The organism is Ruminococcus sp. 1001713B170207_170306_F1 (assembly GCF_015668065.1).
Classification (GTDB): domain Bacteria; phylum Bacillota; class Clostridia; order Lachnospirales; family Lachnospiraceae; genus Blautia_A; species Blautia_A faecis.
In genome coordinates this window covers 37,983-63,246 of record NZ_JADPEX010000030.1, presented here as the reverse complement: position 1 = coordinate 63,246, position 25,264 = coordinate 37,983, and the positions used below count along the sequence as shown (strand labels likewise).

At 39.4% G+C, this 25,264-nt stretch carries 22 protein-coding genes and 2 pseudogenes; 1 reads left to right on the top strand and 23 read right to left on the bottom strand.

From position 1 onward, the window contains the following. Positions 1 to 614: 614 nt before the first annotated feature. The 9 genes from I4V84_RS16390 to I4V84_RS16350 all read right to left on the bottom strand — a co-directional run bounded on the left by I4V84_RS16390 (position 615) and on the right by I4V84_RS16350 (position 10,775). Complete coding sequence (locus I4V84_RS16390) at positions 615 to 2,270, bottom strand: ribulokinase (protein ID WP_195992969.1); 1,656 nt, start codon at positions 2,268 to 2,270, stop codon at positions 615 to 617. A 25-nt stretch (positions 2,271 to 2,295) separates the two neighbouring features. After that, the gene (locus I4V84_RS16385; RefSeq protein WP_195992967.1) at positions 2,296 to 3,237 is read right to left on the bottom strand and encodes a transketolase family protein; all 942 of its coding nucleotides are present in this window, start codon (positions 3,235 to 3,237) and stop codon (positions 2,296 to 2,298) included. Between the two features lie 4 nt (positions 3,238 to 3,241). Further along, a complete protein-coding gene (locus tag I4V84_RS16380) occupies positions 3,242 to 4,081 on the bottom strand; it encodes a transketolase (protein WP_148463103.1) in 840 nt (279 codons plus the stop codon). A gap of 246 nt (positions 4,082 to 4,327) precedes the next feature. After that, complete coding sequence (locus I4V84_RS16375; RefSeq protein WP_195589527.1) at positions 4,328 to 5,008, bottom strand: D-lyxose/D-mannose family sugar isomerase; 681 nt, start codon at positions 5,006 to 5,008, stop codon at positions 4,328 to 4,330. A gap of 33 nt (positions 5,009 to 5,041) precedes the next feature. Further along, positions 5,042 to 5,605, bottom strand: coding sequence for an L-rhamnose mutarotase (locus I4V84_RS16370; RefSeq protein ID WP_195589525.1), 564 nt, complete (start codon positions 5,603 to 5,605; stop codon positions 5,042 to 5,044). Positions 5,606 to 5,620: 15 nt separating this feature from the next. Further along, positions 5,621 to 7,132 carry a sugar ABC transporter ATP-binding protein gene (locus I4V84_RS16365; RefSeq protein ID WP_195982857.1) on the bottom strand — a complete coding sequence of 504 codons (1,512 nt, stop codon included), beginning with the start codon at positions 7,130 to 7,132 and terminating at the stop codon, positions 5,621 to 5,623. A 72-nt stretch (positions 7,133 to 7,204) separates the two neighbouring features. Further along, positions 7,205 to 8,248, bottom strand: a complete 1,044-nt coding sequence (locus I4V84_RS16360) for a sugar ABC transporter substrate-binding protein (RefSeq protein ID WP_195992965.1) — start codon at positions 8,246 to 8,248, stop codon at positions 7,205 to 7,207. Positions 8,249 to 8,331: 83 nt separating this feature from the next. Next, the gene (locus I4V84_RS16355; protein WP_195992963.1) at positions 8,332 to 9,312 is read right to left on the bottom strand and encodes an ABC transporter permease; all 981 of its coding nucleotides are present in this window, start codon (positions 9,310 to 9,312) and stop codon (positions 8,332 to 8,334) included. 47 nt (positions 9,313 to 9,359) lie between these two features. After that, positions 9,360 to 10,775 (bottom strand): L-fucose/L-arabinose isomerase family protein, encoded by a 1,416-nt coding sequence (locus I4V84_RS16350; protein WP_195992961.1) that lies wholly within the window; start codon positions 10,773 to 10,775, stop codon positions 9,360 to 9,362. A 292-nt stretch (positions 10,776 to 11,067) separates the two neighbouring features. On the opposite strand from I4V84_RS16350, the gene I4V84_RS16345 reads away from it, so the two are divergent. Next, positions 11,068 to 12,210, top strand: coding sequence for a GntR family transcriptional regulator (locus I4V84_RS16345; RefSeq protein ID WP_195589513.1), 1,143 nt, complete (start codon positions 11,068 to 11,070; stop codon positions 12,208 to 12,210). Between the two features lie 32 nt (positions 12,211 to 12,242). On the opposite strand, the gene I4V84_RS20190 is transcribed toward I4V84_RS16345, so the two are convergent. The 14 genes and pseudogenes from I4V84_RS20190 to I4V84_RS20025 all read right to left on the bottom strand — a co-directional run. Beyond that, positions 12,243 to 12,374, bottom strand: a complete 132-nt coding sequence (locus tag I4V84_RS20190; protein WP_264295735.1) for a hypothetical protein — start codon at positions 12,372 to 12,374, stop codon at positions 12,243 to 12,245. Positions 12,375 to 12,397: 23 nt separating this feature from the next. Next, the gene (locus tag I4V84_RS16340; RefSeq protein WP_195992959.1) at positions 12,398 to 12,856 is read right to left on the bottom strand and encodes an Lrp/AsnC family transcriptional regulator; all 459 of its coding nucleotides are present in this window, start codon (positions 12,854 to 12,856) and stop codon (positions 12,398 to 12,400) included. A gap of 55 nt (positions 12,857 to 12,911) precedes the next feature. After that, the gene (locus I4V84_RS16335) at positions 12,912 to 13,268 is read right to left on the bottom strand and encodes a VOC family protein (RefSeq protein WP_148463109.1); all 357 of its coding nucleotides are present in this window, start codon (positions 13,266 to 13,268) and stop codon (positions 12,912 to 12,914) included. Next, positions 13,265 to 13,951 carry an MBL fold metallo-hydrolase gene (locus tag I4V84_RS16330; protein WP_195992957.1) on the bottom strand — a complete coding sequence of 229 codons (687 nt, stop codon included), beginning with the start codon at positions 13,949 to 13,951 and terminating at the stop codon, positions 13,265 to 13,267. The genes I4V84_RS16335 and I4V84_RS16330 overlap by 4 nt, the downstream gene beginning before the upstream one ends. A 116-nt stretch (positions 13,952 to 14,067) precedes the next feature. Then, positions 14,068 to 15,390 (bottom strand): MATE family efflux transporter, encoded by a 1,323-nt coding sequence (locus I4V84_RS16325; RefSeq protein ID WP_195992955.1) that lies wholly within the window; start codon positions 15,388 to 15,390, stop codon positions 14,068 to 14,070. 300 nt (positions 15,391 to 15,690) lie between these two features. Next, positions 15,691 to 17,751 carry an ATP-binding protein gene (locus I4V84_RS16320; RefSeq protein ID WP_195992953.1) on the bottom strand — a complete coding sequence of 687 codons (2,061 nt, stop codon included), beginning with the start codon at positions 17,749 to 17,751 and terminating at the stop codon, positions 15,691 to 15,693. Between the two features lie 36 nt (positions 17,752 to 17,787). Then, on the bottom strand, positions 17,788 to 17,961 hold the full coding sequence (locus tag I4V84_RS16315) for a hypothetical protein (RefSeq protein WP_173717180.1): 174 nt from the start codon (positions 17,959 to 17,961) through the stop codon (positions 17,788 to 17,790). A gap of 376 nt (positions 17,962 to 18,337) precedes the next feature. Then, positions 18,338 to 19,414, bottom strand: coding sequence for a M42 family peptidase (locus I4V84_RS16310; protein WP_195992951.1), 1,077 nt, complete (start codon positions 19,412 to 19,414; stop codon positions 18,338 to 18,340). A 704-nt stretch (positions 19,415 to 20,118) separates the two neighbouring features. Further along, entirely contained in the window at positions 20,119 to 21,051 is a 933-nt protein-coding gene (locus I4V84_RS16305) for an AEC family transporter (RefSeq protein WP_195992949.1), read from the bottom strand. Positions 21,052 to 21,346: 295 nt separating this feature from the next. Continuing rightward, positions 21,347 to 22,522 (bottom strand): malic enzyme-like NAD(P)-binding protein, encoded by a 1,176-nt coding sequence (locus I4V84_RS16300; RefSeq protein ID WP_118577849.1) that lies wholly within the window; start codon positions 22,520 to 22,522, stop codon positions 21,347 to 21,349. Between the two features lie 90 nt (positions 22,523 to 22,612). Further along, on the bottom strand, positions 22,613 to 23,743 hold the full coding sequence (locus tag I4V84_RS16295) for an Ldh family oxidoreductase (RefSeq protein WP_195992947.1): 1,131 nt from the start codon (positions 23,741 to 23,743) through the stop codon (positions 22,613 to 22,615). Positions 23,744 to 23,877: 134 nt separating this feature from the next. Further along, positions 23,878 to 24,621, bottom strand: coding sequence for a FadR/GntR family transcriptional regulator (locus I4V84_RS16290; protein ID WP_334286136.1), 744 nt, complete (start codon positions 24,619 to 24,621; stop codon positions 23,878 to 23,880). 210 nt (positions 24,622 to 24,831) lie between these two features. Further along, positions 24,832 to 25,017 (bottom strand): annotated as a pseudogene (locus I4V84_RS16285) (SDR family oxidoreductase); the annotation flags it as partial. Next, a pseudogene (locus I4V84_RS20025) lies at positions 24,992 to 25,096 on the bottom strand (GNAT family N-acetyltransferase); the annotation flags it as partial. The pseudogenes I4V84_RS20025 and I4V84_RS16285, both read right to left, overlap by 26 nt. Positions 25,097 to 25,264 lie beyond the last annotated feature (168 nt).

The window sequence follows — 25,264 nt, the reverse complement described above, 5'->3', positions numbered from 1 at the left end:
CATATCGTTGGTAAAGCTTCCCGTATTAACCGGAATCCTTTCCCCTGCAATCATGCTCAAAACATCATCCTTCAGGCCATCAAAATTCATATCAATATAAACCTGCAGGCCTCGAATGTTTCCGTCTGATTCCAGTAATTCTCTATTTTTCCAAAGAGCATACTATTTACAACAGAGCGAGGACTATACACCGACGCCGCCATGGAAAATGAATATCCATCATACCAGGCTTTTACCTCCTGTGTCCTTATCCGTTTCCATATTCTCATAGCATAAGTATATAACATTTTTTTACTTTTGACTACCTTAGAGCCTGTTTGAAAAAGGCTTTCCGCAAGATGTACGTTACACTTTGATCTCCATTCTCTTTTTAGAATGTGTTTGAGAAAGGGTTCGTCTATAAACTTCATTTCGCAAAGTTTAATTACACCATCTTTTCTGATATCTTGTTGCCGTAAACATTAAAACAATATTACAATTATTCTTTCACACTATTCTTGCCAACCGGCGACAGCACTATTAAAGAAGCCAAAAATACAGGCGGTACTCACCTTTCCTGAATACCAGCCTGCATTTTCCGAGGTTTTTTCAAAATTTTATAGCAATTTCTATCTTCAACTTAATTTATTAACCGCTTCTGCCAGTTTCAGATACTCCTGGTAATGTTTCTTATACCAGTCTTTCTTCTCAGAATCCGGTTTGTAAATCTTAATACATTTCGCAGCCATATGCTCTGCTGCCACTTCCAATGTCTCGTAAATTCCAGCTCCCACAGCAGCATACATAGCGGCTCCCTGTGCACATGTCTGGTCACTGTCCAGAATGTGTATCTCACGTCCGCTTAGGTCAGACAACATCTGCATAACATAAGGTGATTTCTTAGAAATTCCACCTACCGCGATCATCTTTTCAATATCAATTTCCTGTTTCTCGAAGCCCTCAATCAGACGGTACAGACCACATACAGCTCCAAACACAAGACTGCGGTAGAGATACGGCGCATCCATTCCCAGCGATAATCCGGAAATGGCAGATCTCTGGAAATCGTCTGTATTTGGATAACGGCGTCCATTAAACCAGTCCAGTGCAATTGGGAATGGCTCTTCCGGAAGTTCTTCCGCCTTCTTCTGCAGCATAACCAAAATCCGATCTTCGACTTTTTTGTATAGTTCATCTGAAATACCAGAATTCTCATCAGCTGCAAGTTCTGTCAGCGGCCACTCCAACAGCCTCTTAAACCATGCAAATATATCTCCAAAAGCCGCCTGTCCGGTCTCCACGCCTACGTATCCAGGCAAAATGGAATTCTCAGCCTGTCCACAGTACGCCTGAATATCTTTTCCCTTCAGGTTCTCCGGCTTCTCCACGAACATATCCACACAAGAAGTTCCCATCGTACATACAAAAGTCTTCTTCTGAATACCAGCACCCACAGCGCCTGCATGAGCATCAAAAGAGCTTCCTGAAATCACAGTACTCTCTTTTAATCCCAGTTTCTTAGCCCATTCCGGACAAAGAGTTCCAACCTTCACAGTAGACGGCTGCGGTGCATTTCCATACCGCTCGCGAACCTGTACCAGATACGGATCCAGCTGTTCCAGAACAGAAGCTGCCGGCAGACCATTCCACTCGCTGTGCCACAAAGCCTTATGACCAGCTGCACACGCACTGTGGTAAATTTTCTCCGGTCTTGTTTCCCCGCAAAGAATACCAGTCATCCAGTCACAATGCTCCTCCCAGGTATAAGCTGCCTGGCGGATTGCTTCATCATGTCTCACTGCATAAAGGATTTTTGCCCAGTACCATTCCGCACTGTAATCTCCCTGGTATTTGGTATAGTCATTCTCACTGTTGTTCCTGAATAACTTGTTTATCTCGTCCGCCTCAGCAGCTGCAGCGTGATCCTTCCAGAGGAAAAACATGGCGTTTTCATTCTCTGCAAACTCATCAAGCAGTGCCAGCGGAATTCCATTTTTATCTACCGGAACCGGAGTGGAACCAGTAGTGTCCACTCCAATTCCAATCACATAATCTTTCTGCTCTTCGGTAAGCTCTGCCAGTGCTGTCGTAATGCATTTTTCCAAAGATTCCAGATAATCTAATGGATGCTGGCGGAAAATGCTGTACTCCGGATGCTGATAGAGTCCAGCTTTCCAACGTGGATAACAGGCAACACCCTGTCCAACATTTTCCCCAGTCTCTGTATTTACAATAAGCGCACGAACAGAATCACTTCCGAAGTCAACTCCAATTACATAACTTTCTGCCATTTGCTTAACCGTTTCTTTCCTGTAATTATTTTCTGGAAATTGCTTTCTTTGCTTTCTCAGCAATATTCTCAGGGGTTAATCCGTAATGTTTCAGCAGTTCTGCCGGAGAAGCGGAATGTCCAAATGTATCCTGAACTCCAACAAACTCAGTCGGAACACTCTTGTTCTGAACCAGAACTTCTGCAACAGCTGCTCCAAGTCCGCCGATCACATTGTGCTCTTCTGCTGTAACAATTGCACCGGTCTCTTCTGCTGCTTTGAGAATGATATCACGGTCAATCGGTTTAATTGTATGCATATCAATAACTCTTGCACTGATTCCCTCAGCCTCCAGAAGTTTCTGTGCTTTCAGAGCTTCCTGAACCATAAGGCCACATGCAATGATTGTAACGTTTTTACCATCTTTCAGCTGTACGCCTTTGCCAATCTCAAATGAGTAATTCTCAATTGTATCAGTTACACACTCAACTGCCGGACGCCCTGTACGGAAATAGCATGGCCCCTGGAAATCAAGCATAGCCTTTGTTGCAAGACGAGTCTCATTTGCGTCACATGGAACAATTACAGTCATTCCCGGAATTGTACGCATAAGGCTGATGTCCTCAAGAGCCTGATGGGTTGCACCATCCTCACCAACTGTAAGGCCAGCGTGGCTTCCTACTACCTTTACATTTAATCCTGGATAGCAGACATTGTTTCTTACCTGGTCATAAACACGGCCTGCTGCAAAAATAGCGAATGTATGTACCAGAGCAGTTGCTCCACATGTTGCAAAACCAGCTGCTACATCTACCATGTTTGCCTCAGCAATACCGATGTTGTAAAAACGTTCCGGATATTTCTCTGAAAAATAAAGTGTCATGGTGCATTTCTTTAAGTCTGCGTCAAATACATAGATGTTCTCATCTGCACCAAATTCAGCTAATGCACGTCCATATGCTACTCTTGTTGAAATATTCTCTCCCATTTTATCAGTCCTCCAGTTCCGCAAGTCTAGCATCCAATTCAGCAAAACATGCCGGCCACTGTTCCGGTTTTGGCTGTCCGCCGTGGAAGTCAACATTATTTTCAAATAAGGAAACGCCTTTGCCTTTAATAGTATGTGCTACGATTGCAGTAGGTTTTCCGGTTACTACAGAAGCAAGCTCTACAGCGTCTGCGATCTGCTCTACATCATGTCCGTCGATTTCGATCACATTCCAGCCAAATGCTTTGAATTTGTCACCGATCGGGTATGGAGACATAACTTCTTCCAGAGAGCCATCCAGCTGAAGATTGTTATTATCTACAAATGCGATCAGATTATCAGCTTTATAGAAGCCTGCACACATAGCAGCTTCCCAAACCTGGCCTTCCTGAATTTCACCATCTCCCATGATACAGAATACACGGTTTCCAGTCTTATTTGCCTTTGCATACATAGCCATTCCAAGAGCCGTGGAAAGTCCCTGTCCAAGAGAACCCGCAGACATATCAACACCTGGCACATGAATCTCTACATGTCCGGAAAGATCACTGTCCAGTTTACGGAATGTAGAAAGATGTTCTACCGGGAAAAATCCCTTGAGAGCTAATGTTGCATACATTGCCGGTGAGCAGTGTCCTTTGGAAAGAACAAGTCTGTCACGGTCTGGCTTGTCCGGGTTTGCCGGATCTACATTCATTTTGTCGAAATACAGTACTGACATAATATCACAGATGGAGAAAGATCCTCCAATATGTCCTGAACCTGCAGTCTGGATTGTCTGCAAAGCTGTTTTACGAATTTTTGCAGCCCATAACTCCAACTCTTTTTTCTTCTTGCTGTCCATTTGTTTAGTCTCCTTTTTGAATTTTTGTGCTTATTGTTAGCATGTTACGTTTTCATTCTTTTAACACACAAACATGGCAGTATTGAATAATTTACAATACAAAATTGTTTTAACGCTTAATTACTTCTTACACAAAAAGATATACAGCTTTTTATACAGACTAGTCTTTTAATAAAAGAGCCACAACCTTTGTTTTCTCACAGATTGTGGCAACTTATGCATCTAATCAACTTTCAAAATAAAATTTTATAAAACTCGGTCATACTCATTACACAGAGGACGAAAAATAGGTTCATCTTCTTCTATTTCAGGATACTGTTGCGGCTGGAATTCAATGTGATAATTATCAATATTATCATCATTAACTTTTGATACTTCTCCGCAAATTAAATCACCCATCCCCGGCTTTGGACCAAACGTATGCGCAATTCCAGGTGTAATACTTATACTATTTCCAGGATAAATCAGTACTTCTTCTCCTGGTTGATAAATGTGTTTAATTCCGTCCATATAAACCTCAACAGGCGTGTCTACTGCTTTTCCATTTACCGTATTATACAAACGAATAAACATAACTCCACCACCACGGTTAATAATATCCTCAGTTTTAAATCCATGATAATGAATCGGTAATCTTTGACCATCTTTAAAAATTAATAACTTTTCTGCGTACGGAACCCCCACATCTGGTTGATCAAGAAGACCATTTCGAATCGTAAAAAGGGTACATCCAATTTCGTCAAACCTACCAAGTCCATGATCAGTAAGATCCCACCCAAGCATCAGTTTCTTAATTACATCTATCTCATTTTTATGGGCTCTCCACTCATTCAAATTCCAATAACCAAATTCTGGAAGTTTAAAGTTATACTGATTTAATAATTCTTCTGCATAACGAATAGCACTATTTGCAAGTGATCTTTTCATAGCAATCCTCCTATTTAATCTTTTCTTATTTAATTATTTCCTATACTGAAATAGCAACTTCATGTCTTTCCAAAATTTTTCTCCTGGAAGAGGTTTCTGACACTCTCCAGTAACACGCAGCCACTCTTGATATGTCGGGTTTTCATATAGGCGCGGATCTTCTTTTCCCTTATACTCAACAAATTGCAATAAATACCAATTACCTGATAAAGTAGGGAATGCAAAAATTGAAGATTTTCTAAAACCATTCTGATAACATAAATCATGAATAATCTGTGGCTGTTCATCATGAAGGCGTACATATTCTTCTAATTTCCCATCAGCTACTCCAATAATAATTCCACGTTTTTCTAAATTAGTGAAATCGTCTCCTTCTCGCTGAGCAAATTCATATACGTGCCTTGCTGACATCCAATCAGATTCAAACGATTTTTCAGTCTCAATAAATCCAAAAAAATATTTTTCTCCTTCCAATTCCTGTTCATAGATTCGACATTGTTCTGCACCATTTTTCCTCAATTTCTCTACTAATTTTTTTATGTAACTTTCTGATATTTCATTGCTTCTCTCTATTGAATAAAAAGCCAGTTTTTTCATTTTTTCACTTCCTTTTTATACGAATGACTTTCCTATTTCCTCACTAATTTCACTTCCCGGCCTTGCAAAAAATTCTTCTCCTTTTAACTCTGAAACAATTTTTCGATTTTTAAAGATTAAAATTCTTCTTGCTAATGAGATCATCTCATTCATATCCGAAGAAATTAAAATTACTGTCTTGTTTTCTTTTGTGACAAGATTCCAGATTAAATCATGAATATATTCCTTCGCTCCAATGTCAACACCAACCGTTGGTTCGTCAATAATAAGAATATCACACTCTGCAGCAAGCCATTTTGCAATACTTATTTTCTGTTGATTTCCTCCTGACAGCTTTCCTGCAAGGGTTGTCATTCCAGGTGTCTTTATTTTTAGCTTTTTTACATAAATATCTGCATTCTCTTCTTCTGTTTTTAAATTAATAACAGGAATTCTTTTGTAATAACATTTTTGTAATGAATTTACACAAATATTCATTACGACAGAGTGTTCCAAAAATAGTCCCTCTTCTTTCCTATTCTCTGTTACATAACCAATTTTGTATTTATGTAGTGCAGTTTTAAAAGAATCAATTTCAATTTTTTCTCCTCGAAGAAAAATATCTCCAGCATCTCTTTTATCAATATTTAAGATTGTACGAATTAACTCAGTACGCCCAGAGCCAACAAGTCCATAAAACCCCAAAATTTCTCCTCTACGAAGTTGAAAACTCATATCTTGTAAACCATGCAAGTGGGAATAAATATGTTTTGCTTCAAATATCACTTCATTTTTCTCTGCATTTAAAGCTCCCCGATACTGATATGCAAACTCTCTTCCTATCATCATTTTTATAATTGTAGGATTGTCCATTTTACTAATCTCACCAGTACCAACTAATTCTCCATCACGAAAAACTGTAACTTTATCCGCAATCAACTGAACTTCTTCAAGTTTATGAGACACAAAAATTATAACTAATCCCTTATCTCTTAATTTTTTTACAAGTTCAAAAAGCAAATTTGCTTCATGCCTCGTTAAAGAAGATGTTGGTTCATCCAAAAGCAGTATTTTTGTATCTGCGCTTAATGCTTTTGCAATTTGAATTAATTGCTTATGTGCAGCACTTAAGAATCGCACCTTCTTTTCCGGAGGAAACTCAAGACCTACTTCTTTCATATAGATCTCCGCAAACTCATAAATCTTCTTCCAATTTACAAAACCCATTTTAGCAAACTGACTCATTTTATCATTTACAATATTTTCAGCGATACTACTTTCCGGGATCATCTGAATTTCCTGATGTACCATGCTAATCCCATGGCGAACAGCATCACCATATCCTGATAAATGAAGTTCATTTCCGTCCATCAGGATATTCCCTTCATCTGCTTTGTAAATTCCACAGATGATCTTCATAAGTGTACTTTTTCCCGCTCCATTTTCTCCAAGAAGCGCATGAATTTCTCCGTTCTGAAATTGTACAGAAACATTATTTAGTGCTTTCACTCCCGGAAATGATTTTGAAACATTTTTTATTTCCAGCATAATCTATTCCTCCGGTTTTATTCTGCCCTCTATTTGTAACAGAGGGCAGAAATTCTTCCTATTTTCAGCTTACTACTTCTTCATATAAACTGTTTCCAAATCATTTGCAATGTCAATACTAAGTTGCTCAATTTCTGAACTATATGTATCCATATTATCCTTTGTAATTAACACAAAACCAGACACTATATGTTCGCCCCATTCTACTGGCTCCCATCCATCAGCAAGATGAAGTAATGCAAGTGCACCAATATATCCTTGTCCATATCCGTTCTGAGCTACTCCTATATCAATTGTTCCATTTTCAATTCCATTCATAACTTCTTCAGATGGATCTGTTGCAACTGCAAAGAGATGTTCTGCTTCGCTGTTTGATGCATAGTAATCTTTCAAAGCATTCGCTAATCCTCTAGAAGCTGTACCACCAGTTGCAATAATTCCGTTTGCCCCCGGATTCGCTGCTAACGCATTAAATGTCTTCTCATATCCTTCATCCTCGGTTGTAATGTCACCAATCGTCTGAACAATTTCTGCCCCTTCATATTCTGCAACAGCTGCTTCTACACCCTTCTGACGTTCCAAGGTGTTTACATCACCAAGATTCTCCAAAACATTTATAATTTTAGCATCTCCATCAATTGATTCAATCATTTTGCAAGTAGCTTCATAAGAATACTGATACACATCACCGCAAACAGTAAGTGCCGATTCCTGAGGATCATCCATTACTCCTCCATAATTAACAACTTTTCCGCCTGCCTCATAAAGTTCTTTATAAAGCGCATTTGCTCCGGATGTATCTGCACCGTAAATCATAAATAAATCATATCCATCAGCTGCTTTTGCTTCCACAATTTGATTTTCGATATCCTGTGTCCATTCTGTTCCAATTGCATAATCAAAAGAAACCCCATATTTTTCTTCCACAGCCTGATATCCTGGCTGAATATTTTCCTCAAAATAAGTATCTGGTGCCGGCCAATAAATTGTTAGCTTATAATCTTCTGGGTCTTTTGCCAGAACAAAGTCAGACTCTGCTGCACATACAACTTCTGTTCCTAAGCTTCCAATACTCATTGCTACCATACATAAAATACTAACTGCTTTTTTCTTCATAAAGTTACCCTCCTAATAATATAGTTTTTTAATAGTTTTTTATAAATATCTGTACTTTCCTCTCCGAAGTACAAATTTTTATCCTAGTTCATTCTTTCTGCCACCCGCGCTCTTATAGATTCCACAGAAACAGCAAACAAAATAATAATTCCAAGAAAAACCTGTTCATAATAAACATCCACATTTAACATTGTCAGACCATTACGCACCATCGTCAGAATCCACGCTCCGCAAAAAAATCCAAGTGCCGTAAAACTTCCTCCTAAAAGTGGAATTCCTCCAATTGCACAAACCGCTATAGAATACATCATCCAATCTGATCCTGTATTCGGAGATGCTGTTCCAGTTCTAGAGGCCCACAAAATTGCTGCCAAACAAGCAAACACACAAGAAAGAATATTACAAGAAATAATAATCCAATCTACATTAATACCAGAAAGTCTTGCTGCTGTTCGATTTCCTCCAACGGCTAAAATATCTCTTCCATATTTCATATGTCGAAACATTACATATAAAATTACTATCATAACTACCATCAAGATAAACAAAAATGAAAAAATCCCTAGCTTGGTTCTTCCTATCCAAGTCAATGTTTCTGGCATTTCATATGAATACCCATGCGAATATCCAATTGCTAAACCATTAAAAACAAAAGACATTGCCAGTGTAATGATCCAAGGATTAAGTTTCATCTTAACCACCAGAAGACCAATCATAAGACCACATAATACAGATACTAAAACTGCCATCAATACAGCTGGAAGAATTGGCAACCCAAATTTGGTAATCAATGTTCCCATTACAACCGTAGACAAGGCTCCACAAGCCCCAATACCAAGATTCATGTCTCCAATTACCATCAAAATCAACTGGGAAGCACCTATAAAAGCATAAACAGCAGCGGTTCTTGATAAGTTAAAAAGATTAAATGGGGTTAAAAATGCATCTGTAAAGACAGAAAAAATAAATATTAATAAAATTATTGCCACAATTGCACTCGAATAACTCTGTAAAAAGAATCGCTTCCAAAGTGATGTTTTTCCACCCGTTTTCTTCTGACTCATAATATCTCTCTCCTATTTGCTCAATATACTTTTTTAATATAGCTTTTTTAAAGCCCCATTCTATATCTTTCCTCTAACTGTTCCCTTGACGGAGTTGCAGGGTCTGGTGTTAAATTTTTAATATATCTACATGCCTCTAATAAAACATCTGCAACTTTTCCATAAGTTCCGGCCACATGATGAATGTATGGGCCCTGCACAAGCTTATGCTCCCATTTTGGCCAATTTTCAGTCTCAAACCAAACATATGTTCCCTTCGTCATTGGACCATTAATTCCTTTTCCTTCTCCAAGAAACAAAGAATACCTACCATGATCTCCATCAAATCTGCAAAGCGTAATATCGCCGTTTTCAAGTTCCCAACTACAATTTCCACACTGACTTTTTCCATCCCATGCAGTGTCAATTCTGCAGTATTCTCTATGTTTTGCAAATTTTGATGGGAAAGCACCACAATGCCATAAAAGCTCTGTATTCTCCTTTTCTGGATGACGTATAGTTACATCAGCTAAAAAATGTACTTTCTTATTTCCTGTTGCTGCTTGAATTAAAAGAGCAGAAATTGCACCGCATATATCTGTTTCACATGCTACTGGAAATCCTTCGTCAGCTAGCATTGAATTAACTGCACAGGGAAAAATATCTAATTCATCCTGCATTGCACTCCAACACTGGATACAAGCACAGTTACACTGAAATTTTTTTGCCAAATTTTGAATTGCAACTTTCATCTTCGCAAATGTCCTACGCGGCACTTCCTCTTTGGCTCCTACTCCTTGATAATTCTTCTCAATCCAAGTGCACACATCTTCTACATTTTTTCTCTCCTCTGTCCAGCATCTCTCCATCTCTGATTTCAATTCTGAAAGAGTCAATGGGTAAACTTCTACTCCAAACAATTCCATTAGTTCAGCCTCGTTAGCCATTACGCTAAGAAAATCTGTTGGTCTTGGACCAATCTGAAGAATGCGGATGTTTCTTACTGTTTTTACTACTTGTACCACTCTTAAAAACTTTTCATATCCTGATATAAAAACCCTGTCATCTGGCGCAACATTTGTAATATATGTAAACGTTACATTATGATGTCGCAAAACCTTACCTGTCGCGAACAACCCACACTGTGAATCTCGATCCCTCATTCCATCCAACGCCGGTGCATCATCGCGCGGTCCATATAACAATACCGGAACATTCAAAGCAGCTGCTACTTGGCCAACAACACCTTCACTTCCGAAGTTACAATGTGGAAAAAACAACGCATCTACTTGTTCCCGGCGCATTTTTTCTATCACTTTAGGGACATCTGCTTGTTTCCATAGTAAACCTTCAGAATTAATATCTTCCAAATCTACAATTTCCGGAGAGATTACTTCTATAATTTGTCTTATCTTTTTTTTATAAAACAGTGCAGCTTCCACGCTGAAATTATTTCTTCGAGTTGGAATATACCCTATTTTCACACTTTCACCTTCCTTTTGTGTTCTTTTTTAAATATCCTTTCATGTTTTTAATTTGTATTTTTAAACTCACTCTTTGTGGTTTTCTTGTATTTTTTATACCACATATTATCATGATTGTAAATACATTTTGGTCTTTTTTTCTATTTTTGTAGATTTCAACAAAATATTTCTGTTCTTTTTGTTGTCTTTTTTTGATTCAACATGTATTTTTTTATGTATTTTTACTTGCTTTTTTTCCAATTAATTGCTATAGTAAACGTAAGGCATTTATTCTCATAAAGGAGCATTTCTCATGAATAAGACACAAACAGAATACGGCAAACTGCCTAAATACAAAATTCTCTATAAGTGGATTACCGACCAAATTTATAATGGTACATTTAAATACATGGAAAAGTTACCGTCTGAATCTGAACTATGTAATCAATTTCAAATAAGTAGACAAACAGTACGAAACGCCTTTCAAGAATTGGAAACAGATGGCCTCATTTCCAGATCCAAAGGAAGCGGAAGTTTCGTTGCAAAAGAAGTAGAAGTATTTCAAAAAGAAAAAATAATTGGCATTCTTTTTACCAATGTTGGCAATTACATTAGTTCTAAAATCCTCACTGGCTTTGAAACAGTTTTTTATCCAAAAGGGTATAGTTTGCTTTTAGAACAAAGTCATAATCGCCTTGAAAACGAATCACTTTTTTTAAAGAAAATGCTTAATAGTAAGGTTTCAGGATTAATTATCGAAAGCGTAAAAAGCAGCCTTCCATCTCCATATACAGATTTATATGAACAATTAAGATTACACCACATTCCTTTTGTGTTTATTAATAACCGCCTATGCAACGTAGATGCTCCTAGTGTTATGTGGGATGATGAAAAAGCATCTTATTTGATGACTAAACGCTTAATTCAAAAAGGACACACGAAAATAGCTGGATTATTTCGCTTTGATGAAACGCAAGGATTAAATCGTTATCTTGGATATATCAAAGCATTAAAAGATTTTAATATTCCAATCCAAGAAGATTTTATTTCTTGGTACGGTTTATCAGGACAAAAAGAAGAGTCTAAACGACAATTTAAAAATATTGATTTATTTATTGATGACATTTCAATACAATGTAGTGCGCTGATTTGCTATAATGATCATATTGCTTGTCATGTAGTTCCTTATCTTGCTTCAAAAAACATTTCTGTTCCAGAAGATTTAACTGTTATAAGCTTTGATAATTCCAATGTAACCAAATTGTATGATTCAACCCGAGTTCCTAGTATTAACCACCCGAAAGAGAAGCTTGGAGAAATGGCTGCAAATTTATTGCTTCAATATATTGAAGCTCCTACATCTATTCCTTCCGGACATCCGCAAATTATTTTTCCAGTTTCCAAAGAACAAGAACTTACAATTTTAAACGGAACAATAAACTCTGATTTTTTATAACATCTTTCGTTTTAAAATTTCAAAATTATATTTTAAAAGTTAAAATAACCCATACCGCACAAAAGGCAATGAACCATTTCTGGTTCATTGCCTTTTATTTTACCTACACTGTAATTGTAAATAATAACAATAAAATTTTTCTCCTTCTCCTCAAAAGGAGCCATAATGCTCCACCTCAATTTGACCTCTACAGCCGTAACCCTTTAATATCTTTAATCCGTGATAAGATCGTATTGCAGCTACAGCTGATAATGCCGGGCAGTGTATCAATGACGTTGTGCAGGAAGTGCTCCATTTCATCACTTGATGAAGCAACAGCATGTACATGCAATTTGTCTCTTCCTGTGACACGGTAAATCTGTGTGACTGTATCATCTTTGTATAAGATATCCGTCACCTGTGACAAATGATCTGGTTTTATTTCAATTTCAAAATAACTGGATACAGCACCACTGATTTTTTGAGGATTTATTATTGTTGTATATTCTTCAATTATCCCCTTTTTCTCCATAGCCTGAATCCGGGATTTTACTGCCACTCTGGAAATGCCGGTTTCTTCACCGATATCCGAGTAGGAGATACGTGCATTTTCTATAAGTAACTGGATAATCTTCTGATCCAGTTCATCTAAATTATCCAGGTACATAAGTGCCCTCCTGTAAAATAATATCCGTCAGCTTTATTCGATTTCCCAACCAGCTTTACGGCACAATCTCAAGCCAGTAGCCATCTGGATCTACGATGAAATAAATTCCCATTGCTTCATTTTCGAAGCAAATGCACCCCATCTCTTTGTGCTTCTTGTGCGCAGCCTCGTAATCCTCCGCCTGAAATGCCAGATGGAATTCGCATTCACCCAGATTATATGGCTGTGGATGATCCTTAAGCCAGGTAAGTTCCAGCTCAAAATCACTTACATCGTTGCTCAGATACACGATGATAAAATCATCGGTAGTCTTTCTTCTCACCTCGTGCAGATCAAGGGCCTCATTGTAAAATTTAATAGATCGGTCCAGGTCTGACACATTGTAGTTTTCGTGAATCATCTTAAATTTCATACTTCTTCTCCTTTTGTACATTCTGTGTTTTTAATGCGTGACTTATATTGCGGATATTCCGTAATAAACCGCTTAATTACACTGGCATCATTCCAGTAATGCATTGGAAAAATGACATTGCAATCTACATTTTTAAGGAAATACAGGATCCCGTCGGCATAGTGATCTCCCTGCCTCGGATCTAAGGGAACAAATGCAGCATCAAAATGCATACCCTTAATTTTCCTGATCTCTGCACGATATGCAGAAGTAAGTCTCTGGTTGTCAGCTTTCAGCTCACCATCCCAGTACCAGTCGTTTAAGTCGCCGGCATGATAAATGGTGCCTTCCTTTGTTTTGACAATAAATGCGACACCACTATCGTTAGACAGCAAGGTATCAACTTTGGTATCATTATCCAGATTATAAGTCTGATCATGATAAACATATGTGATCTTCAGATCCGATAAATGATTCCTTTTTCGTATATCATTCGCCAGGACTGCCTGATAAGTCATCCCCATATCTTCAAGAATCCCAAAGATTTGTGGGTTAAAATGATCCTCGTGGAAATGACTGCAAAAGACGATTACTTCTTTTTCCTTGTCAAGATGCGGCAATTCACCCTTGTAATAATCAAAAATATAGTAGCAGTCTCTGGTCTCAATTAAAAATCCACTGTGATTAATGTAAGTAATTTTCATGATACCTCCTTCATTTCCCGCGTTCTCTTTCAGCTATTTCTGAAGCAGCACGTCCAATGAAAAACATTTTTCTATAGCATGTTTAAAAAAAACTTTCTGCAAAATACAGCCAGATACTATAGACTTGATGATCTCCTGAGCGCCACATAGGATATTAAAAAGTTCGCAAACCAACCTGCTGGTACAGCAATCCAGACGAATTCAATGCCAAAACGCGGTGCAAAAATCAAAGCAACAGACAGGCGAATCGCCAAATTCACCATATTTGCAATGAGGAACGGGCGCATGATTCCCAGACCACGAAGGACTCCATCCGTTGCCATTTTGATTCCCATAAAAATGAAGAAATAACCAAGCCATCTCATATAATCCCCGGATACCTGATAGGCCAGAGCGGTTCCGTCTTTACCAAGAAACAACGAGGAAATTTGCGTATGCAGCGTTTCAATAACGATGAAAGCAATGGCTGCAAAGCACACATCCAGCACCAATGCAGCCTGGTAGCCTTTTTTGATACGCTGGGGTTTGTTTGCGCCGAGATTCTGTGAAACATATGGCGAAACTGCATTGCCGATGGATACAAAAATCAGGGAAAAAACATTCTCAACCCGCATCGTCGCCGCATATCCCGCAAGCGCCTGTGTGCCGAAGGGATTTACAACAGCCTGTACGATCATCATGCCGATAGACACTGTAGACTGCTGGAGAACTGATGGAACCGCAATCTGAAGCATGGAATGCAGCTCCCGCCAGTCAAATCGTTGAAAAGAGCTCTTATATCGTCGCATCCGATATAAGAAAATCAGAAGCGAAAACACGGCGGAAATTCCTTGTGCAATTAAGGTTGCAAGCGCCGCACCGAACACGCCGAGATCAAGACCAGCCACCATCCAAAGATCCATAAAAATATTTAAGACTGACGAAAATATCAGAAGTCCCAGTGGAATTTTTGATTCGCCTATGGAAGTAAACATCGTAGAAAGAATGTTGTACATAAACAAAAAAGGAAAACCCACGAAATAGACTCGCAAATACAGCACTGCATCGTCCAGTATATCGGCAGGGGTTTGTAACGTGCCCATCATCCAACGGGAGAAGCAAAAGCCAAAAATCCCAAGGACTATGCTTAGAATTAAAAAGCTAAGCAAGGACGTTGACACAATGGTTTTCATTTTTCCATACTCCCTGGCACCGAAATAACGACTCACGAGCACACCGGCACCCACACCGGCACCCAGTGCCACACAAATGAAAACATTAGTCAGCGCCGCACAGGCACCGACAGCTGCAAGTGCAGAGGAACCCACAAACTGACCGACGATAATAGAGTCAGCCATATTGTATATCTGCTGAAAAAAGCTGCCGAGAATCATCGGCATTGCGAAAACTGTCAGCGCTTTAAGCGGCGCATCTGTGATTAAATACTCATCTTTTGACATTATCATATGCCTCCACAGGTTTCATAATTTCATTTATTCTTCCCTTCATAAGAATTTATTTGTTTATTCGAAATGTAAGTTTTAAGTTACGTTCCGAAGCAATTATATGTGGTTGCAACTAATAAGTCAAGTCGCCGTTTACTCTGAGTTACTGGTCACTCCGTGACCAGTAACTCACTTCGCGATGCACAGAAATCATGCATTCGCATGATTTCGCGCTGAGATTCTCGGGTTTTCTGTGAACCTTGTTCACAAAAAACACCTCGCGGAACGTTACCAGTGAACAGTAACACCGATATTTCACCTTATATATTTTGCTATCACCGGTAAAAGTACATTCATATCAATTGGTTTTGCCACATGATCATTCATTCCCATGGATATCGCCTTCTGTCTGTCCTCTGCGAAGGCGTTTGCTGTCATTGCAATAATGGGGATGGAGGCTTTCTTCTCATCTTTCATTCTGCGTATCCTGGCTGCAGCATCATATCCATCCATCACCGGCATCTGAATGTCCATAAGAATCATATCATAATATCCGGAATCTGCTTTCTCCAGCTTATCCAGACACTCTGCTCCATCTTCCGCACGGTCTGTAATGATCTTTTGTTCCGCAAGCAGTTCTATCGCGATCTCTGCATTCAGATCATTATCCTCTGCAAGAAGAATACGTTTTCCTTCCAGCTTTTCTAATACATCTGGCTGTTCAGATATCTGATCCCTATATACATCCGCTTCTGATGCCATATCAAAAGAAATATCTACCGTGAATTTTGTCCCGACACCTTGCGTGCTTTCTACCTGGATGCTTCCGCCCATCAGCTCAATCATGGATTTTACAATAGGAAGGCCCAGTCCTGTACCAGCGACCTTGTTCTCTGTGGTTGTATGTTCTCTGGAAAATTCCTCAAAGATATGTGGAAGATATTCCTCACTCATGCCAATGCCTGTATCTTCACAAGTAAAAATAAACCGGGCTTTCCGGGGATTCTCTGAATCTTTCTCATATATCTTTACATGGACCGCATGCCCATCGGATGTATACTTTATTGCATTGCTGATAATATTCAGCATTATCTCCTGAAGCTTCACTCTGTCACAAAAGATAAACGTATGATATACATCCAAATCTGCCGAATACTGCAGGTTCTTCTTCCTTATATCTTCCTCAAATACTGTGTTTACCGTATGAAACACTGCGTTTATATCCTCAGCTTTCAACTGCAGCGCTATAGTACCGCTTTCAATACGGGCTATCTCCAGGATCTGGTTAATAATCGTCATCAGCAAATTTCCGGAAGAACAGATTTTTCCCAGATATTCCTTTGCTTTTTCCTCGTTCTGAAGATTCTTTTCCAGTAATCCGGAAAAACCTATAATCGCATTCATCGGCGTCCGTATATCATGGCTCATATTAAACAGAAATCGCGTTTTTGCTTCATTTGCACTTTTCGCCAGCTCCGCCGCTTTCTTAAGATCAGCAGCATATTGTTTTTCTCTGTGCTTTTTGCTGGATATCTGATAATAAATTGTAGCGACCAATAATGAAAATATATAAGAAGCGGCAATAGCGAGGAGCCAGTATGAAACCGGAATCCACCCATTCGAAGGCGCAATATCAAAATACCATGTGTTATTCGGGATTTCACATTCTATCGTCAGGCAGTCTTCCGGCATATCCTCTTGACTCTGGGCAAGAATATTCTTATCCTCACTGCTTCTGTCATAAGACCAGATCTTATAGCTGAAATCCGCCTCACTTAAAGATTTCAGATTTATGTCACTCATGAAACAATCCCAGTCGATTACCTGGAGTACAAATCCCCAGAAACTACTCTTTCCAGAATCATCGTTTTGATAAACCGGTTTAAAAAGTAAAGCTCCGGATCCTCCCTGCTTTAACTGATAGGGACCACCAAGTGTATACTCTCTGGTTTCCTTAGCCAGAACTGCATCTTTTTTCCGTTCATGTTCCCTCAGTAGATCCAGGCCAAGAGCCTCTGAATTTCCCTGCATAGGATAGATTTCGGTTATGATCCCTTCCGGTGCCAGCTCAAACGCCTTTACCACACCATCCTCATTGGGAATCTTTTCTTCCAGTTCTGAAAAAGTGTTTTCATCCATATCCGATCCATCAATGATATAATTTCCCAGAAGATCAGAAATCGTTATATAATTGTCCAGCTTTTCCTTGACTCTCCTTATCGTGCTTTGTGCCATATAAGTTCCCACTGCTTTTTTTTCTTTTTCCTGATATCGGATCATCTGGCTACACACAAAAAATGCAAGCAGGAAAGAGAGAAGGCCAACAATATAACAATATTTCTTAATATGTTTAGCAGCTGTACCATTTATTTTCATTGAATTTTCCTCATTATGTTTTCTTCCAACTGTTTTTCAGCGGGCTGTGCAATAAAATCGAATGGTATCTATCACTTTCTCATCCGATGCCTGATTAATGTCTGATATCAGAGACAGAATCTGATTCAGAAGTTCCAGCTTTTTGTTAAATTGTCTGTAGCTAATCTCATGTTCTTCATTCTTATTATCATTTGCCTTAAACTTTTCCATAAAATCTCCCAACACTTATATAGAAAATATTCCCCCATTAATGCCTGAAAACAAAAGGAGAACAGCCGATACATATGTTCGAACTGTTCTCCTACATTACTGTTCGCTGGTAATGTTCTTTGTACTCATACCGTTCCGTATCTATATAACTTCTTTCTAATCTATTAGAAGAAGTATATTTTTAAATAAAATTTGAAGATACTTTCGTTTCTGCAAAAGTCATTTCCGCTTATATCACTTTCATAATATCACAGACAGTTACGTTTGTCACATAAAAGTTTAAATAACTGTGATGCGCTTCTTTGCTGCTTCTTTGCATATCCTTTTCCGGCAGTTGCCGTTATACCTGTCGCTTTCAGCACATCATTATATTTTTTTAAAAACTCATAATCTGCTCTTCGTCAAGTCTTTTAAGAATTTCGCATGCCAACTTAACCGCATTATCAAAATCAGCATAAGCTGAAATCCCGTAATGTGTGTGCGCATAGCGAACCGGAACACCAATAACAATGACCGGAACTGCTTTTTCATTCAGATGTATAACTGCACCATTGGTTGAACCAGCACTGCGAACTGCATCCTGAACCGGGATGCCAAGCTTTTCTGCCAGATCAAGCGCATATCTCTGGTAACGTGGATTGGTGATCATGCGTGAATCAATGTGACGAAGCATCGGGCCACGCTTAATAGCAGTCTGAACCATATACTGCTCAACGCACGTATCATCTGCCGGGCAGCCTTCAAAAACAATTGCGATATCCGGCTTAATTACCTGTGCTGTCACAGTGGCACCACGTACACCAACTTCTTCCTGTGCTGCACAAGCGCCAACAATATCCACATTCAAATCCTGACCAGCCAGAGTATGCATGGTCTTAAGAATTGCCGCACATCCCAAACGACAGTCAAAGCTCTTGCCCACCATCAGATCTGTGGTTTCTGAATATGTAAATGTCACATCTGGCACTACCGGTTCACCGATACGAATGCCGAACTTTTCAACCGCCTCTTCTTTAGAAACAGCGCCAACATCTACCGTGATATCTTTCATATCCAGAGGTGCTTTACGCTCCTGCTCTGTCATGAAATGCGGAGGCTTACTGGCAGTAATACCTGGAATATATTCTCCGAATCGGTTGCGAACCAGGACTTTATGAGCGGGAATATTGTGGTTCACCCAACCTCCAATCTGAATGATGCGGAGAGTTCCGTTCGGGCAGATAGCCTGCACCATAAAGCCAACCTCATCACTATGTGCATCAAGCTGAACAACCGGACGTTTGCCGTTATTTTCTTTACGGCGGATATATAGGTTGCGCATGCGATCTTCTGTAATTTCTCCGAGTCCTTCTGCATAAGGACGAATCGCTGCAACCACTTCATCTTCGAAGCCTGATGTACCGTTTGCATTTGAAATTGCTGCAATCATTTCCAACGTTGTTTTTTTATCCATTCCGACACCTCTTTATGAAAGTTTTAGCTTCTTGAGCTCAACATCTACTTATATGATTTCATATGTTATATTTAACTGTCAATAATCTCCAGTTCCCCTTTTGGATTGACTTTTTTCTGACAATAAAGATTTTTTCGAGCCGCGCTTGATAAACCAAGTATATTCCAGGCCAATATGATTGTCAACAAATCCAACTCGATGTGGTAAATTTCGTGAACTTCTTATAGAGCAAAGAATGCTATGCAAAAATCAATAACGCCGAGTAGGATTTATTATAATCCCGTATCGGCGTTATTGAGTGTAATTATCTCATTATTACAGATTTTTTATAACCTATTGTGTCAGATACTATAGACTTGACACGACATTTATTGGATTTCCGCTTGTGACATCATTTCTTTCACTAATTCATAATTGCTTGTCCAATATTGTTCGGAAATAAAATAATGTGCTTTTTAGGCTCAGTCCATCTTTTATCCCCAAATATACAATCAGAAATGGCAGCATGAGCATGCATACTCGGATCCATATCTTTTTTCTCGTCTATCAATTATCATGATGGATTTGTATTCTGCAATGTAGAATGCCTTTAACATCTGGAACGTGATCTTCACAAAGTATTCGATCAGTCTGGACATGACTGGACCATGAAAATAAAAGACACCAACCGAAGTCAGTGTCATTTCTTCAATCTTTCTATTCTCTCACACAAACATCTCATACATTCCCACCATCACTGGCATGGTCACAATTGACAGCAGTGTCGTAAGTACATACAATGAGCTCGCATATGCCGCATCTTTATCATATAGTTGCGCCATGGATGTCACAGTTGCACAAGCAGGTGTTATGGATGCAATATATACAGTCAGGAGAATCTGTTTGGAATCATTTATTCCTGCAAATGTATGAATCAGTTTCATTAGAATCAGTACAAATATTGGATAAACAATCAATCGCAATACTGTTGAAAGATAGTTTCTTTTTTTAGTAAATACAATCTTAAGAGGTACGTCCGCAATAACCATTCCGGCAAGCAGCATACCGATCGGACCAATCATATTATTCATCATATCCATGACATCCTGCACTCCCGAAGGCATCTGGATTCTGCAGATAAACAATATCACTCCTACTATGATTGAAATAATATTTACGTTCAGAAATACTTTTTTCCACTCTAATCTATCTTCTTCGCAAAGCATATTTTTGCAGTGTGTCCAGATCAGAATCAGCTGTACCGCAATATAAGCACTGGAATAAATAACGTACTCCTGTCCAAGCAAATCCTGTACCAGCGGAATTACCAGTATCCCGGCATTTGAATAAATAACAGTTGCACGCTCAATCGTATCCAGCTGTAATACTTGTTTTAATATTGTGGTAAGTATCAGAAATAAAACATGTACCAGAACTGCTGCCGCACATGCCAGGAGCAGTCCTTTTTTTACATCTGGCGTATAGTCCACCTGAAATGCGTCGATAATTACGCATGGAATAACCAGATAAACCATGACTACAGATATGCTTTTACTCTCCGATGACTTCATAAGGCCGGCTTTTACAACCGCATATCCCATAAGCATGATTGCAAAAAGCTTTGCAATCTCTTCCATTAGTAATAAACTGATTTGCATATTTTGTCCCTTCTTTTCTGATGTCTGTTATTTTTAATTATAGCATGCTTTGTCCAGCTACTTGCAGGTCTCCTACGCTGTCTGTGACGGAAGCTGTTTATACCACAGCTCTCCCTTCCATAGTTGGTTTCTTATTTCCAGCTATAAATCTCTACTCATTCGTAAAAAATTATAAGAAAATCCCCGGCATACTGCGGACGTTTCCTTGAAGTAAAGTCTATTGTTGTCACACGTCCTTGCTATCCCTATAATAAGTTATGCCGGGGAGAATTGTCTATCTTATTAAATTGTATTTTTAAATACGGGCTACGCCGGTTCTCTTTGCTGCCTCCGCAACTGCTTTGGCTACCGCCGGTCCTACTCTCTTATCGAATGCCTTCGGAATGATATATTCCGGAGAAAGTTCCTCATCTGCGATCAGATTTGCAAGTGCTTCAGACGCTGCCAGCTTCATTTCATCATTGATCTCTTTTGCTCTCACATCAAATGCGCCACGAAAGATTCCTGGAAAAGCAAGTACGTTGTTGATCTGGTTCGGGAAATCACTTCTTCCTGTGGAAACAACTTTTGCTCCGCCAGCCTTTGCGTCATCCGGGAAAATCTCCGGAGTCGGGTTTGCACATGCAAAAACAATTGCATCCTTATTCATGGTCTTAACCATCTCTGTTGTAACGGCACCAGGTGCGGAAACACCGATAAATACATCTGCGCCGACCAGCATATCTGCCAGAGAACCTGCTTTCTTATCCAGATTGGTCACCTTGCTCATTTCATCTTTGACTGGATTCATTCCTTCCGGACGTCCCTCATAAATCGCACCCTTTCTGTCACAGAGTGTGATGTTCTTAAATCCGGCTGTGAGAAGCAGACGAGCGATAGAGATTGCTGCTGCTCCTGCTCCGTTCATTACAACATGGACATCCTCTTTCTTCTTGCCAACAACTTTAAGTGCATTGGTAAGACCTGCCAGTGTGATGATCGCAGTACCATGCTGGTCATCATGGAAGATCGGAATATCACATTTTTCTTTCAGTTTCTTTTCAATTTCGAAACATCTCGGTGCGGAAATATCTTCCAGGTTTACTCCACCAAAGGAACCGGAGATCATATAGATTGTATTTACAATTTCGTCCACATCGTTGCTTTTAATGCAGAGTGGAAATGCATCTACATCACCAAATGCCTTGAAAAGGACACATTTACCTTCCATAACCGGCATTCCGGCTTCTGGTCCAATGTTTCCAAGTCCAAGAACAGCAGAACCGTCTGTAACTACCAGACACATGTTCCATCTTCTTGTGAGTTCGTAAGATTTGTTTACATCCTTCTGGATTTCCAGACAAGGCTGTGCAACTCCAGGTGTATAAGCAAGTGACAGATCATCCTTATTTTCTACAGGTACTCTTGTTACAACTTCAATCTTACCTTTCCATTCTCCATGCAGTCTTAAAGATTCTTTTGCATAATCCATTTCTATTGTCCTCCCTGGTATCTTAAATTATGTGAAACCGTATGATTCGGCTGCCTCTATTGTTACTGTGAACAGTTGCCTTCTAATCTATTAATAATTTCCTGTAAAGAATTTGCTATCTTTTGGAAGCTCATATCCGTCAAAATATTTATCAAAGTCAAGTTTGAGATATCCACACAGATTAGCAAGTTCGACCATCGTATTATCGTTTACAGGTAATCCATGTTCTCTTCTTTCTTTTTCTGCCAAAATTTCTTTTTCACCATGTGTATAAATACGTTCTTTGCCTTCTGCCTTCGGACTTTCTCTCAAAGCTTCCAGGTATTCTGAAAAATGTCTGCGGATTGCCTGAGGATCACCAAATGCAGCCGGATCGATTGCCATGAATCCATGACAGATTCCAGTTTTATCCGGGAATGTGCAGCAATGATCCGAAGTAACACCCATGGAAAGAATGGAACTGAACAGTTCACATAACATACCATATCCATATCCCTTGTGGCTTCCTGTAACCTCTTCATTTCCACCAAGGGGCATGATTCCGCCGCCCTTCTTTGCAACAATATTGGCAAGGACATCCGGTGCGTCTGTGCTTGCATGACCATCTTTGTCCAACGCCCATCCATTAGGAAGCGGTTTCTCCATTTTGTTGTACATTTCTAGTTTTCCTCTTGTAACCACTGTGGTAGAACAGTCAAAGAAAAACGGATACGGGTCTGCCGGCATAGCTACTGCGATTGGGTTTGATCCAAGCATGGCTTTTTTGCCAAACGTAGGAACCATAATAGCCTCTGAATTAGTGCAAGCCATTCCCAGAAGTCCTTCATCGCACGCCATCTTTGCATAATATCCGGCAATACCAAAATGATTGGACTCACGGACGGTTACGATTCCAACTCCGGTTTTTTTGGCTTTTTCGATGGCTTTTTTCATTGCGTAAACAGAAATAAGCTGTCCCATTCCATTATGACCATCAATCACTGCAGATATCGGTGTTTCAAATACAACTTCAGGCTTTGCCTGCGGATGGATGGTTCCCTTTTCGATTCCCTTATGATAACGCACCATTCTCTGCATACCATGACTTTCTATTCCATAAAGGTCAGCCGTAAGAAGCACATCCTTGATCTGATTGCTTTCTTCCTCTGTAAATCCAAACGCCTTGAATACGTCTCCGCAAAAATGATTCAGTGTCTCATATGACCATTTCACATATCCCATTGTTTCGCACCTCTTTCTGGTATTGCCAGTTTTATTTATTGGTATTACCAATTTTCATTTTAATTATATCACTGGTATTACCAAAACACAATAGAGGTCATATCAATTAACTCTGTAAAAATGCCCAAAATTTCTTAGGATTTTTTTTGCATTTCTTCCATATAACGTTCAATCGTATCCATATGTTCGGACATACATCGTTCCGCCTGTTCTGCATCTCCGTTGATGATTGCCTCAACAAGCCGATGATGCTGGTCATCAACCTCTCTGGCAGAATTATTCTTTTTCATAATGTAGTCTCTCGTCCCGGAAACAATATTCTCCGTAAGCTGATCCGCTGCCGCAAGGACACTGTAAATCATCGGGTTATCTGCGATCTTTGCAATCTTCTGGTGAAGTTCGCGATCCAGTTTACCCCGTATCTTTTCATCTTCTGCGGCGTCCAGCCGTGCAAGAATCATCCATAATTCTGCTGCGTTCAGCGGTGTGCACTTCCTCGCTGCAAGAATTGCTGATTCTCTTTCCAGTGCCGCACGAAACTGCTGATTCTGGCGCAGATATCCATTATTTAATTTAAAAAGTATGGATAAGGGGCCGATTAGCCAGGTATCCAGATCCTCTGTAATATAATTCCCGCCTCCCGGCACTGGCTTAACTATTCCCAGCAGTTCCAGTGCTCTCAAAACTTCTCTGACTGCCGGTCTGGACACTCCCATGGTCTCCGCCATTGTCCGCTCCGCCGGAAGGGCAGCTCCCGCTTTGAGACTGCCATTCTGAATGTTCTCTATAATCTGATTTAAAATCCCATCGAAAGCCCGCTCATCCCCAATTTCTCTAAACATAATCCATTCCGTTACTGAAAACTTATAAAAAGTCATAAACCTCTATGTTTCATTCCTTCTTCAAATAATTTTTACGGATGTTTGTTAATCTGTTATTTCGTTTTAATAAAAGTTTTTCCTTTTTGATTACATTATTTGTTTTACAGTAACTTACCCCTTTCTTATTTTTCTCGTAAGAACGAGAGAGACTACGCTGTAATCTGCGTTTCTGTTTTTCTAATTTCTTTACTTTCTGAGTTCTGGATCTGAAATGAATCTGCCACCTTTTTCAGAGCAAAGAAACAGTACCATATTGGCAATATCCATAGGATTTCCGACACGATGAACCGGCTGCTGCACTGCATCTGCTCCTGTATATTCGATAAAGTCAGTATCTATCCATCCCGGAGAGATTGAATTGACTCGTACTTGTCCAATATTGCTCAGGAATAAAATCATGTGCTTTTAAATTTGTCTTTAACCATATGTCAGCAACTCTATTAATATCTGGGTTCTGCATCTTTCTGATCATAACGATTATCCTCCATCAGCTTTGATTTCTCCGTAACAACCAATCAGTTATATCGTGAATCTCGACTCCTTCATAGCTATATTTTGGATGTTTAGTTCGGGCAATCATCATTTTCGGATAACGTACGGAGCTTCTGATCAAATGAAGCCATGGCACATCACCTCCAGC

Excerpts from the sequence above, each read along its gene's own strand:
- I4V84_RS16390 (WP_195992969.1), bottom strand. The coding sequence starts at position 2,270 with ATGGCAGAAAGTTATGTAATTGGAGTTGACTTCGGAAGTGATTCTGTT.
- I4V84_RS16385 (WP_195992967.1), bottom strand. The coding sequence starts at position 3,237 with ATGGGAGAGAATATTTCAACAAGAGTAGCATATGGACGTGCATTAGCT.
- I4V84_RS16380 (WP_148463103.1), bottom strand. The coding sequence starts at position 4,081 with ATGGACAGCAAGAAGAAAAAAGAGTTGGAGTTATGGGCTGCAAAAATT.
- I4V84_RS16375 (WP_195589527.1), bottom strand. The coding sequence starts at position 5,008 with ATGAAAAGATCACTTGCAAATAGTGCTATTCGTTATGCAGAAGAATTA.
- I4V84_RS16370 (WP_195589525.1), bottom strand. The coding sequence starts at position 5,605 with ATGAAAAAACTGGCTTTTTATTCAATAGAGAGAAGCAATGAAATATCA.
- I4V84_RS16365 (WP_195982857.1), bottom strand. The coding sequence starts at position 7,132 with ATGCTGGAAATAAAAAATGTTTCAAAATCATTTCCGGGAGTGAAAGCA.
- I4V84_RS16360 (WP_195992965.1), bottom strand. The coding sequence starts at position 8,248 with ATGAAGAAAAAAGCAGTTAGTATTTTATGTATGGTAGCAATGAGTATT.
- I4V84_RS16355 (WP_195992963.1), bottom strand. The coding sequence starts at position 9,312 with ATGAGTCAGAAGAAAACGGGTGGAAAAACATCACTTTGGAAGCGATTC.
- I4V84_RS16345 (WP_195589513.1), top strand. The coding sequence starts at position 11,068 with ATGAATAAGACACAAACAGAATACGGCAAACTGCCTAAATACAAAATT.
- I4V84_RS20190 (WP_264295735.1), bottom strand. The coding sequence starts at position 12,374 with ATGGCTCCTTTTGAGGAGAAGGAGAAAAATTTTATTGTTATTATTTAC.
- I4V84_RS16340 (WP_195992959.1), bottom strand. The coding sequence starts at position 12,856 with ATGTACCTGGATAATTTAGATGAACTGGATCAGAAGATTATCCAGTTA.
- I4V84_RS16335 (WP_148463109.1), bottom strand. The coding sequence starts at position 13,268 with ATGAAATTTAAGATGATTCACGAAAACTACAATGTGTCAGACCTGGAC.
- I4V84_RS16330 (WP_195992957.1), bottom strand. The coding sequence starts at position 13,951 with ATGAAAATTACTTACATTAATCACAGTGGATTTTTAATTGAGACCAGA.
- I4V84_RS16325 (WP_195992955.1), bottom strand. The coding sequence starts at position 15,390 with ATGTCAAAAGATGAGTATTTAATCACAGATGCGCCGCTTAAAGCGCTG.
- I4V84_RS16320 (WP_195992953.1), bottom strand. The coding sequence starts at position 17,751 with ATGAAAATAAATGGTACAGCTGCTAAACATATTAAGAAATATTGTTAT.
- I4V84_RS16315 (WP_173717180.1), bottom strand. The coding sequence starts at position 17,961 with ATGGAAAAGTTTAAGGCAAATGATAATAAGAATGAAGAACATGAGATT.
- I4V84_RS16310 (WP_195992951.1), bottom strand. The coding sequence starts at position 19,414 with ATGGATAAAAAAACAACGTTGGAAATGATTGCAGCAATTTCAAATGCA.
- I4V84_RS16305 (WP_195992949.1), bottom strand. The coding sequence starts at position 21,051 with ATGCAAATCAGTTTATTACTAATGGAAGAGATTGCAAAGCTTTTTGCA.
- I4V84_RS16300 (WP_118577849.1), bottom strand. The coding sequence starts at position 22,522 with ATGGATTATGCAAAAGAATCTTTAAGACTGCATGGAGAATGGAAAGGT.
- I4V84_RS16295 (WP_195992947.1), bottom strand. The coding sequence starts at position 23,743 with ATGGGATATGTGAAATGGTCATATGAGACACTGAATCATTTTTGCGGA.
- I4V84_RS16290 (WP_334286136.1), bottom strand. The coding sequence starts at position 24,621 with ATGACTTTTTATAAGTTTTCAGTAACGGAATGGATTATGTTTAGAGAA.